Genomic DNA, 12264 nt, shown 5'->3' on the forward strand with positions numbered 1-12264 from the left:
AGCGCAAAAATCGCCTGTGCCTCGGTTCGTCGTCTAAACCGGCCATAGTTGCCATTAAGGGGATTCACCTGTCGTCCGGCCTGTGCAACAACGGGGGGATGAGAGATTCTCTGCGTTCGTCAGTATTTTCATTGTTGCTGGGGCTGGCCGCCGTAACCGCTGGTGCCGCCGTGCCGGGCGCTGCGTTGGCGCAGGATAGCACGGATTTTCGCGCCTATCTGGAAAGCCTGCGGCCCAAGGCGCGGGCGATGGGGATCAGGGACACGACGCTGGACAGCGTGTTTCCGACGCTGACGCCCAATTCGCGCGTCATAGCGCTGGACCAGACCCAGCCGGGTGGCGGCGCCTATTCGCCGATCCCCAATTTCGAACCCTATCGCCGCCAGCATGTTGACGCCGCGCGGATCAGCCGGGGCCGGATCGCCTATCAGGCCAACCGCGCGCGTCTGGCGCGGATCGAGGCGGAGACGGGCGTGCCGGAGGAGATCATGGTCGCCATCTATGGCCATGAAACCAATTATGGCAGCTACACTGGCGATTTCGACCTGATCCGGTCGCTGGCGACACTGGCGCATGAGGGGCGGCGGCGCGCTTTGTTCGAACCGGAACTGCTGGCGACGCTCAAGATGCTGGACAATGGCGTACCGCGCAGCCGCCTGATCGGCAGTTGGGCGGGGGCGACGGGCTATCCGCAATTCCTCCCGTCAGTCTATCTGCGGCTGGCCAAGGATGGCGATGGCGACGGGCGCGCAGACATCTGGACCAGTGAGGCCGATGCGTTGGCATCGATCGCCAATTATTTCGTGCAGGCCGGATGGCGGCGTGGCCAACCCTGGGGCGTAGCGGTGTCCGTGCCGTCCAGTTTCGATCGTGCCAGCGTGGCGGCCAAGACCAATCCGGCGCGTTGCCCGCGCGTGTTCAACCGGCATAGCCGCTGGCTGACCATGGCCGAATGGCGCAAGCTGGGCCTGTTTCCATCGAGCGGCATCTGGCCCGCCGATACGGTGATGGCCACGCTGCTGGAACCGGACGGGCCGGGCAAGACCGCCTATCTGCTGACCGGCAATTACCGGGCGATCCTGGATTATAATTGTTCCAATTTCTATGCTTTGTCTGTGGGGTTGCTGGCCGATGCGGTCAAATGAAGGGGGTAGGCTGCCGCTGGCAGCCGGAGTGATGCTGCTTTTGGCATCTTGCGGTGGCGGGGATCAGGTGCCTGTGCCGCCGACGCCTGCGCCATCGCCGCGTCCGTTGGCGCAGGGCGGCATGGTCGCCGATGAACCGGTGACGATCGGCGCGCCCTATAGCGTGGGTCGGGTCACCTATACGCCGGAAGACGCGCCCAATTATGACGCGGTCGGCTATGCGGGCTGGTATGGTGAGGAGTTGCAGGGCAACAAGACCGCCAATGGTGAGGCTTTCGTGCCTAGCGCCATTACCGCCGCGCACCAGACGCTGCCGCTGCCAAGCTATGTCGAGGTGACGGCGCTGGACACGGGCCGGACGATCCTGGTGCGGGTCAATGATCGTGGGCCTTTCGCCAATGACCGGATCATAGACCTGTCGCGCGGCGCGGCCGAGCAACTGGGCGTGATCGGCGACGGCGCGGCGGCGGTGCGCGTGCGGCGGGTCAGCCCCCCAGACCAGGAGCGCGCGACGCTGCGCAGCCATGGCCAGGTCGCCGAGCGACTGGAAACCCCGCCTGCCTTGCTGACGGCGCTGCGGGCCAAGCTGCCCGCCCGATCTGTGACCGCTCCGGCGAAAACCAAGGTCGCAGCCCGGCCAAGCGTCAAGGCACCGCCCAAGCCGGTGCGCACGCGGGACATAGGCGAGTCCGCGCCCCAGCCAGTACGGCAGGATGGTTTCGTGGTGGAACAGGCAGGCGCACCTTCGGCCCCTGCGCCGGTAGCACCGGTCGCGGTCGCAGCGCCAACCTCCGCCCGCACCTATATCGTCCAGGTCGCCGCCTTCTCCTCCCGCACCCGTGCCGAAACGCTGGCGAAGCGCATCGGTGCCAGGGCGGTCGAGGGCGACGGATTGTGGCGGGTGCGCTTTGGTCCTTACCCCACGCAGGACGCCGCGCAGGCGGGTGTGCGCGCGGCGGCAGCCAAGGGCTTTGAGAATGGCCGCATCATGGCTAATGACGCGCGATAGACATCGCGACCCTTAAGCGATTCCATCCCATTTGAAGGCAGCCTCATGAACAAGTCCGTTGCAGTCCTCCTTTTCACCGGGCTGTTGACCCAGCCGCTGACCGCCGCCGCGCCGCCTTACACCAGCGAAGCGCCGATCGCCTATATGAAGGACCTGTCGTCGGGCGCGGTGCTGTATGACAAGGGTGGCGAGACGAAGATGCCGCCAGCGTCGATGGCCAAGATGATGACCGCGCATGTCGCCTTCCGCCTGATCCAGAAGGGCGAGTTGAAGCTCGACACGATGTTCACCGTGCGCCCGGAAACCTGGAAGCAATGGCATGGTCCTGCCGCAGGATCGACCATGTTCCTGTCGGCGGGCGAGCAGGTGTCGGTCGAAAATCTACTGCACGGCATCGTCACTCTGTCGGGCAATGATGCCTGCGTCGTGCTGGCCGAAGGGATTGCCGGGACCGAACAGGCCTTCGTCGCGCTGATGAATGAGGAGGCGAAGCGCATGGGCCTCAAGAACAGCCATTTCGGCACCAGCAACGGCTGGCCGGACGAGGGCGTGACATATGTGACCGCCGAGGATCTGGCCAAGCTGGCGCAGGGAACGATCGAGGAAACGCCCGATCTCTACAAGCGCTTCTACGCCACCCGCTCCTTCACCTGGGGCAAGACGATGGGCGGCGCAGACATTGCGCAGGGCAATCGCAATCCGATTTTGGGCAAGATCGCCGGGGCCGATGGCCTTAAAACCGGCCATACAGAGGAAGCCGGGTTCGGCTTTACCGGATCGGCCGAACAGGATGGCCGCCGTCTGGTGATGGTGGTGGCGGGGCTGACCAGCTTTAACGGACGGATTCAGGAATCGGTTCGCTTCATGGACTGGGGTTTCAAGGCGTGGAAAGCGCAGCCCTTGTTCAAGAAGGGCGCGACGGTCGAGACCGCAGACGTGCAGTTGGGCAGCGAAACCAGCGTCGCGCTGGTCGCGCCGCAGAATCTGGCAGTCACCCTGCCGCGCACCGCGTCGACCAATATCTCGGTCAAGGTCGTCTATACCGGCCCGATCAAGGCACCGATCGCCAAGGGGCAGAAGATTGCCGACCTGATCGTGTCCACGCCTGACACGCCGCCGCAGGTGATGCCGCTGGTCGCAGGGGCAGATGTCGCCGAAGCAGGCATGTTCGGCCGGTTGTGGAATGGCCTGAAATCGCTGTTCGGGTGATCGAAGGGCGGTTCATCACGCTGGAAGGCGGGGAGGGCGCGGGCAAATCGACCCAATTGCGAGCGCTTGCTGCGGCCCTGCGCGCGCGCGGGCTGGATGTGTTGGAGACCCGTGAACCAGGCGGCAGCGAGGGTGCGGAGGCGATCCGTTCGCTGTTGCTGACGGGCGGCGCCGATCGATGGAGCCCGCGGGCCGAGGCTTTGCTGTTCGCGGCGGCGCGCGCCGATCATGTCGAAAAGACGATTCGGCCCGCACTGACGCGCGGGGCTTGGGTGCTGTCCGACAGGTTTCTCGATTCGAGCCGGGCCTATCAGGGGCAGGGGGCGCTGTCCGATGCGGACATCGTGACGCTGCACCGGATTGGCAGCGACGGGTTTTTGCCCGATAGGACTCTGTTCCTGACCTTGCCGGAGGGTGAGGCCGAAGCCCGGGCGCGCGTGCGGGACGGGGACATGTCCGACCGGATCGGCGGACGCGACCAGAATTTTCATCGCGCTGTCGCTGATGCTTTTGTCCGTTTTGCCAGAGACGAACCCGCTCGTTTTTACGCGATTGATGCGTCGGGAGAGGCGGACGCGGTGACGGCCCGCCTGCTCGACGCGCTGACGGACCTGCTGCCATGACGTCACTTCTGGGCCATGACGCGCAGGCGCGGACGCTGATCGACGCGGCGGCCAGCGGGCGGATGCATCATGGCTGGATTTTGAGCGGTCCCAAGGGTATCGGCAAAGGCGGTTTTGCGCGCGCGCTGGCGCTGCGTTTGCTGGCTGACTCCGCCGGGCCGCCGGTGGAGGGGGAGGGGCTGGATGTGCCGGAAAGCCACCCTGTCCGCCGCCTGATCGAGGCGAGCGCTCATCCTGATTATGCCGAACTGTTCCCGCTGGAAAAGGATGGCGTCACCGCGCGCAACATCAGCGTCGATCAGGTGCGCGGGCTGCATCGGTTGCTCCAGTCGGCCCCGTCGCTCTCGACCCGGCGGATCGTGGTGATCGACAGCGCGGACGATCTGGAGCGGGGCGCGGCCAATGCGCTGCTCAAAAATCTGGAAGAGCCGCCCGCCGACATGCTGTTTCTGCTGGTCAGCCATGCGCCGGGGCGCTTGCTGCCGACGATCCGGTCGCGTTGCCGCACGCTGCGCTTCGATCCGCTGAATGAAGGGGCGATGCGCGCGATCTTGCGGGGCAAGGATGAGACGCTGTCCCCGGCGGAGATCGACGCACTGATCCGCGCGGGGGAAGGGTCGCCGGGCAAGGCGTTGCGCTATGCTGGCCTCAATCTGGCGGACATTGAAAGCGCTATGGCTCGGATTGCGCAGGATGGCGACCGCGATAATCGCCAGCGTCTGGCGCTGGCCAAGGCGCTGGCGATCAAATCGGCCAAGCCGCGATACGAGGCGTTTCTGGAACGCGCGCCCGCCTTCATCGCGCAGGCCGCACGCCATCGCAGTGGGTCCGCCCTCGGCGTGGCGCTCGACCATTGGGAAAAGGCGCGGCACTTGGCGGGCGGGGCAGTGATCCTGTCGCTCGATCCGGCAGCGGTGGTGTTTGAGCTGGCGGGCCATGTCGCGGCGCTCGCACCGCAATCGGCCTGAAAAGCGGCTTCCCGCCCGGCGCAACAGCCGCTAGGGACGGGTCATGTCCCAGCCCTATACCATCACCACCGCCATTTCCTATCCCAATGGCCGCCCCCATATCGGCCATGCCTATGAGGTGATCGCGACCGACGCGATTGCCCGCTTCCAGCGGATGATGGGCCGCGACGTATTCTTTCAGACCGGTACGGACGAGCATGGCCTGAAAATGGCCCAGACCGCGCGCAACCGCGGGATCGAGCCACTGGCGCTGGCCGATGAAATGTCGGGCTATTTCCGTGAGATGAACGAGCGGCTTAACATCAGCCATGATCGCTTCATCCGCACCAGTGAAGCCGCGCATCACACTGCCAGCCAGGCGATCTGGCAGGCGATGGAGGCCAATGGCGACCTGTATCTGGATCGCTATGAAGGCTGGTATTCGGTCCGCGACGAGGCTTTCTACGACGAAAAGGAACTGACCGACGGGGAAGGGGGCGTCAAGCTCTCGCCCCAGGGGACGCCGGTGGAGTGGACGGTCGAGGAAAGCTGGTTTTTCCGCCTGTCCAACTATCAGGACAAGTTGCTGGCGCTCTATGAAAGCCAGCCCGATTTCATCCGCCCGGACAGTCGCCGCAACGAGATTTTGCGCTTCGTCGAGGGTGGCCTGTCTGACCTCAGTATTTCCCGCACCAGTTTCGACTGGGGGGTCAAGGTGCCGGGGGCGGACGGCCATGTCATGTATGTGTGGGTCGACGCACTGACCAATTATCTGACCGGCTGCGGCTATCCCGACGATGCCGACCGCATGGCGCGATATTGGGCGGAAGGCGGCGACATCACGCACATTATCGGCAAGGATATCGTGCGTTTTCATGCCGTTTACTGGCCAGCCTTCCTGATGAGCGCGAAGCTGCCCTTGCCCAAGCAGGTCTTTGGTCACGGCTTCCTGCTCAACCGGGGCGAGAAAATGTCCAAGTCGGTCGGCAATGTCGCCGACCCGATTGAACTGGCCGATCGGTTCGGTGTCGACCAGCTGCGCTATTTCCTGCTGTCGGAAGTGACGTTCGGCAATGACGGCAGCTACAGCGCGGAGGCGATCGTCCAGCGTTCCAACAGCGATCTGGGCAATGCGTTCGGCAATCTGGCGCAACGGACGCTGAGCTTCATCGCCAAGAATCTGGAGGGGTACTTGCCCGCCATTCATGGCCATGATCCGGCGGACAGCGAATTGTTCGACCTGATCGACCGGGTTGTGCGCACTGACATGCCTGCCGCCATGGCCGATCTTGCGCCGTCGGTGGCGATCGACGCCTGGCTGCGCGCGGCCTTTGCCTGCAACCAATATATCGATGCGCAGGCACCCTGGACCCTGCGCAAGACCGATCCGCAGCGTATGGAGACTGTGCTGGCGACCCTCTACATCGCCATCGCGCAGCTCGCCGTCGCCGTGTTGCCGGTGATCCCCGCCAGCGCCACCGCGCTGCTCGACCATATGGGCATCCCCGCCGACAAGCGGACCTATAGCGCGATCGGCGATCATTGGTATTCGCCGCTGGCGGAAAGCGACTTCATCCTGGCTGCGCCGAAGCCGCTTTTCCCCCGGCTCGAACTGACCGAAGCGGACGGCTAAGCCCATGCTGATCGACAGCCATTGCCACCTCAATTATAAGGGGTTGGTCGAGGATCAGGAGAATGTGCTGGAACGTGCGCGCGCGGCCGGCATCGACCTGATGCTTAACATCGCGACGCGCGAAAGCGAGTGGGACGCGGTGCTGGACACCGCCATCCGCGCGCCGGACGTATGGGCGACGGTCGGCATCCACCCGCATGAGGCGGATGAGCATCCCCATATCGACACCGCCAAGCTGGTCGCCCGCGCGGCGCATCCCCGCGTGGTCGGCATCGGCGAGACCGGCCTTGATTATTATTACGACCATAGCGACCGCGAACGGCAGCGCAGCAGCTTCCGGTCGCACATCGTCGCAGCGCGCGACACGGGCCTGCCGCTGATCGTGCACACCCGTGATGCGGAGGAGGATACGCTGGCGGTGATGCGCGAGGAGATGGGGAAGGGCGCTTACACCGGCGTCATCCATTGCTTCACTGCCAGCGGCGCCTTTGCCGACGCGGCGCTGGAACTGGGTTTCTACATCAGCATATCGGGCATCGTGACCTTCAAGAGCGCGAAGGATTTGCAGGAGACCGCCGCTCGGCTACCGATCGACCGGCTGCTGGTGGAAACGGACTCGCCCTTCCTGGCCCCGGTGCCGCATCGCGGGCGTCCGTGCGAGCCGGCCTTCGTCGCCGACACCGCAAAATTCCTCGCCACCTTGCGCGGCGAAAGCCTGGAGGATCTGGCCGCCGCCACCTCCGCCAATTTCCGCACCCTGTTCAAGAAGGTGGCATGAGCCTGAAGCTGACGATCCTGGGCAGCGGAACATCGTCGGGGGTTCCGCGCATCGGCAATGACTGGGGAGCGTGCGACCCCGCCGAGCCAAAGAATCGCCGGACCCGCGTGTCGATTCTGGTCGAAAGCGCGACGACGCGGATATTGGTGGACACCTCGCCCGATATGCGCGCGCAACTGCTGGCCGCGGACGTGATCGCCATCGATGCGATCCTTTGGACGCATGACCATGCCGACCATAGCCATGGCATAGACGATGTGCGGCAGCTGTATCACCATCGCCGCGAGCCGCTGCCCGGCTATGCCCGGTCGCAGACGCTCAAGCTTCTGCGCCGGCGCTTCGCCTATGTCTTTGACGGCGGAAACGGCTATCACCCGACCATCGACGGGCGGGTTTTGCCTGATGGCCTGCGGATCGGCGACATCGACATTGCCTGCGTCGATCAGCCCCATGGCGACATTTATTCGACCGGCTTCCGCTTCAGCCATGGCGGCAAGTCTGTTGCCTATGCCACGGATTTTCATGACCTGACGCCGGACATGCTGGCGCTCTATGACGGCGTCGATGTGTGGGTGGTCGATGCCTTGCGCGAAAAGCCGCACCCGACGCATCCGCATCTGGCGCTGACGCTGGACGGCATCGCCGCCGCCCGGCCCGGTCGCGCGATCCTGACCCATATGGACCAGAGCATGGATTATGCGACATTGCGCCGCACCCTCCCCAGCGGCGTCGAACCGGGCTATGACGGCATGGTGATAGTCTTGGAACCGGCAGAGCGGGGGGATTGATGGATAGCGGCGATCAGGCGGCATCAACCATCTGGTATGTGCTGGCACTGGTGCTGGTCGGCTCTGCGCTTATCGGTCGGCGGCTCGCCTGGGGCGGGATATTGCGCATGGCGTTGCTGTGGGTCGCGATCTTTGCCGGGCTGCTCGGCCTTTTCAAGCTGGCGCAGAATGAAGGCTATCTGACCGGGCGTTGGGCAGAGCAGGGGGATATGGTCGATGAAGCCCCTGCCGCGCCGCCGCCCGCCAAAGCGGAAGGCCAGTCGATCCGCATCCCGGTCGCGCCCGATGGCCATTATTGGGTGGAAGCGACGATCAACGGCACGCCCGCCCGGTTCCTGATAGACAGCGGCGCGACCATCACTGCGCTGTCGGAAAATACCGCACGGGCGTCGGGCCTCAACTATGATGTCGGCGCGCCCGGCGTGATCATGACCACCGCCAACGGCAAGGTGGAGGCGCGACGATCCAGCATCGCCAGCCTGGCCGTGGGTCCAATTACGGCGACGGACCTGCCCGTTGTCGTGTCATCCAGCTTTGGGGAGGTCAATGTGATCGGCATGAACATGCTGTCCCGCCTGAAAAGCTGGGGCGTGCAAAATGGCGAAATGGTGCTGACGCCATGACCGCCCCAATAGAAACAGGCGCCCCGACCCAGCGCGAACGGCTGAAAGCCATTATCGGCGGCTCCACCGGCAATCTGGTCGAATGGTATGACTGGTATGCCTATGCCGCCTTCACCCTCTATTTCGCGCCGCATTTTTTCCCCAGTCAGGACCGCACCGCCCAGTTGCTGAGCGCGGCGGGCATCTTCGCCGTCGGCTTCCTGATGCGGCCGATCGGCGCGTGGATCATGGGCGTCTATGCCGACCGGCACGGGCGCAAGAGCGGGCTGACGCTGTCCGTCGCGCTGATGTGCGCAGGGTCGCTGCTGATCGCGGTGACGCCGGGTTATGAGACGATCGGGGTCGCTGCGCCGCTGCTGCTGGTACTGGCGCGGTTGATGCAGGGGCTGTCGATCGGCGGCGAATATGGTGCGAGTGCGACCTATTTGTCGGAGATGGCGGGCAGGAACCGGCGCGGCTTTTTCTCCAGCTTTCAATATGTAACGCTGATCGCGGGGCAGTTGGTGGCGATCTGCGTGCTGCTGCTGTTGCAGGCGACATTGAGCGAGGCGCAGCTGGATGCGTGGGGCTGGCGGATACCCTTTTTCATCGGTGGGGCGCTGGCGGTCGTCGTGTTCTGGCTGCGGCGCGGGCTGGCGGAAACGCAGAGCTTTGCCGTGGCTAAGGCTGAGGGTGCGCCGAAATCCGGCTTTGTCGAACTGCTGACCAAGCATCCGCGCGAGACGGTGACGGTGATGCTGCTGACAGCGGGCGGGACGATCGCTTTCTATGCCTACTCCATCTACATGCAGAAATTCCTGGTCAACACCAGCGGGCTAAGCCGTGAGGCCGCGTCGCAGATCAATGCCGCGACCCTGTTTGTTTTCATGCTGTTGCAGCCAGTTGCTGGCGCGCTGTCGGACCGGATCGGGCGCAAGCCGCTGATGATCGGCTTTGGCATCATGGGGGTGCTTTGCACCTATCCGATCTTTGCGACGCTGGCGGTGACCAAGGATCCGCTGGTCGCCGGGTTGCTGGTGATGGCGGGACTGGTGATCGTGACCGGTTACACATCGATCAATGCCGTGGTGAAGGCCGAGCTGTTTCCCGCGCATATCCGGGCGCTGGGCGTGGCGCTGCCTTATGCGCTAGCCAACACGATGTTCGGCGGGACGGCGGAGTTGGTGGCCCTGTGGTTCAAGCAGGCGGGCATGGAGCAGGCATTTTATATCTATGTCAGCGTGATGATCGCCATCTCTCTGGTCGTCTATGTGCGGATGAAGGATACAGCCAAGACCAGCCTGATCCGGGAGGATTGAGGCTAAGCCGACACTGAGCCGAACATATGTGAGCGATTTGATACGGGGTTGTATTTAACATAATATATATTATCGTACTTATATTGTTGTGACCCGGTTATGGTCCTGTGCGCACAGATTGGCTTTTTCCATCCCTCCAACGTCATGCTGAACTTGTTTCAGCATCCATTTCTCGTCACAAACAACGGCTCGATCCGGCAAGATGGACCCTGAACCGAAGGCCAGCGCAGCTAAACAAGTTCAGGGTGACGAGTTAGCATCCATGTTGCCACGATCGCCCAACTCCATAGCTCAGGTTCCCCCATGTCCACAGCCAGTCCCGCCGACATCATGCCGCTTGCCAAAGTCATGGCGCGGTTGCGTGATCCTGATACGGGCTGCCCCTGGGACATCGAACAGGATTTCGCGTCCATCGCGCCCTATACGATCGAGGAAGCCTATGAGGTGGCCGACGCGATTGAGCGCAATGACATGGCGGCGCTGCGCGATGAGCTGGGCGACCTGCTCCTCCAGGTGGCGTTCCACAGCCGGATGGCCGAACAGGCCGGACATTTCGGTTTGCAGGACGTGATCGATGGCATCACGCAGAAGATGATCCGGCGACATCCGCACGTCTTTGGCGAAGGCACAAGACGCGAGGATGGCCATGCCCAGTGGGAGGCGATCAAGGCGGCCGAGCGGGCGGAAAAGGAGCCGGACCCAAGCGCGCTGGCCGGGGTCGCGATCGCCCTGCCCGCACTGCTGCGTGCCGAAAAATTGCAGAAACGCGCGGCGCGGACCGGGTTTGATTGGCCCGATAGTGATGGGGCGATCGCCAAGATCGTCGAGGAACTGGACGAGGTGCAGGGCGCGGCGACTCAGGCGGAGCGTGAGGAAGAAGTGGGCGACCTGCTGTTCGCGGTCGTCAACCTCGCACGGCATCTGAAGGTCGACCCGGAAGTGGCTCTAAGAGCTGGTAACGCCAAGTTCGACCGGCGGTTCAGAATGATGGAGGCCATCGCTGGAGACGCTTTTGCCGCCCTTCCGCTGGATGAGAAGGAAATGCTGTGGCAGCGGGCCAAGCGGGCGGAAGTGCCGGCTTGATCCGCGCGGTCACGCCCGCCGATCATGATGCGATCTGGGCTATCATCGAACCAGTGATCCGTGCTGGCGAAACGCTGGCCCTCCCGCGCGACATGACGCGGCAGGCCGCCCTCTCCCTCTGGCTGTCACCCGACCGGACAGTGCGGGTGCTGGAGGAGGATGGCGCGGTGCTGGGCGTTTTCTATGTGCGCGCGAACCAGAGCGGCGGCGGCGCGCATGTCGCCAATGCGGGCTATGTCGTGGCGCAGGACGCAACCGGATGCGGTGTCGCGCGGCGCATGTGCGCGGCCTCGTTCGATCTGGCGCGGGAATTGGGCTTCCGCGCGATGCAGTTCAACTTCGTGGTATCGACCAACGTGCGCGCGGTGGCCTTGTGGCAAGCCATGGGCTTTGCCGTGGTCGGGCGGTTGCCGGGCGCGTTTGATCACCCTGCCCTTGGCACTGTGGATGCGCTGGTGATGTTTCGGGATTTGTGAGCAACTCTGCGGGCTGCAGACATGATCCAGACAAGGTTTGGAATTGAAACTGATATTTGACATGACCTTGCAAAAACTATAATTTTTCTTCCGTTGATATGATGGAGGAAAATGCGATGCGTCTGACTATCCTTCTCCCGCTTCTGTGCGCTGTAGCCATGCCTGCTTACGCCCAGCACAATGGCGCCGGCATTTCAGGCATCCATTTCAACACAGTCAGCCCGATGGGCGTTATGCCTATCACCGGCTTTGGCCCTGACAATTTCCGCAGCAGCCGCTCCACGTCCTTGCAGCAGGCGCAACAACTGATTGCGTCGGGTGACTATGTGCAGGCCGACAGCCTGCTTGCGACCGTGATCGGCGAGACGCCCAGCCGTCAGGCACGTTTCCTCAAGGGCATGGCCAAGCTTGGCCTGGGCGATGCTGTCGCGGCGCGGCGCTATTTCGAGCAGAGCCTCTATCGCGGTCGCAACGGACATCCCGGTGCGATGTCGGGGCTGGCCATCGCGGAAATCCGGCTCGGTAACGCAGATGCCGCGCGCGATATCCTGCACAAGTTGCAGTATCAGCAGGAAAAATGCGGACATAGCTGCGATCGCGCTGGAGCGTTGAAGCAGGCCGTAGGCGTGGTTGAAAAAGCGCTGGCGTAACG

General features: G+C 63.6%; 13 protein-coding genes. All 13 read left to right on the forward strand.

The window, feature by feature from the left end; genetic code table 11:
• Window positions 1-98: 98 nt before the first annotated feature.
• Window positions 99-1145 (forward strand): lytic murein transglycosylase, encoded by a 1047-nt coding sequence (locus tag ACODR8_RS16270; RefSeq protein ID WP_489008234.1) that lies wholly within the window; start codon window positions 99-101, stop codon window positions 1143-1145.
• Window positions 1146-1176: 31 nt separating this feature from the next.
• Window positions 1177-2154, forward strand: a complete 978-nt coding sequence (locus ACODR8_RS16275; RefSeq protein ID WP_489008235.1) for a septal ring lytic transglycosylase RlpA family protein — start codon at window positions 1177-1179, stop codon at window positions 2152-2154.
• A gap of 45 nt (window positions 2155-2199) precedes the next feature.
• Window positions 2200-3363: a D-alanyl-D-alanine carboxypeptidase family protein gene (locus ACODR8_RS16280; protein ID WP_489008236.1), complete on the forward strand. Its 1164-nt coding sequence runs from the start codon at window positions 2200-2202 to the stop codon at window positions 3361-3363.
• Complete coding sequence (gene tmk / locus ACODR8_RS16285; protein WP_489008260.1) at window positions 3360-3986, forward strand: dTMP kinase; 627 nt, start codon at window positions 3360-3362, stop codon at window positions 3984-3986. The genes ACODR8_RS16280 and tmk overlap by 4 nt, the downstream gene beginning before the upstream one ends.
• Entirely contained in the window at window positions 3983-4954 is a 972-nt protein-coding gene (locus ACODR8_RS16290; RefSeq protein ID WP_489008237.1) for an AAA family ATPase, read from the forward strand. Before tmk ends, ACODR8_RS16290 begins: the two co-directional genes overlap by 4 nt.
• Before the next feature lie 43 nt (window positions 4955-4997).
• Window positions 4998-6566, forward strand: coding sequence for a methionine--tRNA ligase (gene metG / locus ACODR8_RS16295; protein WP_489008238.1), 1569 nt, complete (start codon window positions 4998-5000; stop codon window positions 6564-6566).
• Window positions 6567-6570: 4 nt separating this feature from the next.
• The gene (locus ACODR8_RS16300) at window positions 6571-7344 is read left to right on the forward strand and encodes a TatD family hydrolase (protein WP_489008239.1); all 774 of its coding nucleotides are present in this window, start codon (window positions 6571-6573) and stop codon (window positions 7342-7344) included.
• A complete protein-coding gene (locus tag ACODR8_RS16305) occupies window positions 7341-8132 on the forward strand; it encodes an MBL fold metallo-hydrolase (RefSeq protein ID WP_489008240.1) in 792 nt (263 codons plus the stop codon). The genes ACODR8_RS16300 and ACODR8_RS16305 overlap by 4 nt, the downstream gene beginning before the upstream one ends.
• Window positions 8132-8755 (forward strand): retropepsin-like aspartic protease family protein, encoded by a 624-nt coding sequence (locus tag ACODR8_RS16310; RefSeq protein WP_489008241.1) that lies wholly within the window; start codon window positions 8132-8134, stop codon window positions 8753-8755. Before ACODR8_RS16305 ends, ACODR8_RS16310 begins: the two co-directional genes overlap by 1 nt.
• The gene (locus ACODR8_RS16315; RefSeq protein ID WP_489008242.1) at window positions 8752-10053 is read left to right on the forward strand and encodes an MFS transporter; all 1302 of its coding nucleotides are present in this window, start codon (window positions 8752-8754) and stop codon (window positions 10051-10053) included. Before ACODR8_RS16310 ends, ACODR8_RS16315 begins: the two co-directional genes overlap by 4 nt.
• 303 nt (window positions 10054-10356) lie before the next feature.
• A complete protein-coding gene (mazG, locus tag ACODR8_RS16320) occupies window positions 10357-11136 on the forward strand; it encodes a nucleoside triphosphate pyrophosphohydrolase (RefSeq protein ID WP_489008243.1) in 780 nt (259 codons plus the stop codon).
• Window positions 11100-11612, forward strand: coding sequence for a GNAT family N-acetyltransferase (locus ACODR8_RS16325; RefSeq protein WP_489008244.1), 513 nt, complete (start codon window positions 11100-11102; stop codon window positions 11610-11612). The genes mazG and ACODR8_RS16325 overlap by 37 nt, the downstream gene beginning before the upstream one ends.
• A gap of 158 nt (window positions 11613-11770) precedes the next feature.
• Complete coding sequence (locus ACODR8_RS16330) at window positions 11771-12262, forward strand: tetratricopeptide repeat protein (protein WP_489008245.1); 492 nt, start codon at window positions 11771-11773, stop codon at window positions 12260-12262.
• Window positions 12263-12264 lie beyond the last annotated feature (2 nt).

This window comes from Sphingobium sp. FG58 (assembly GCF_057809055.1).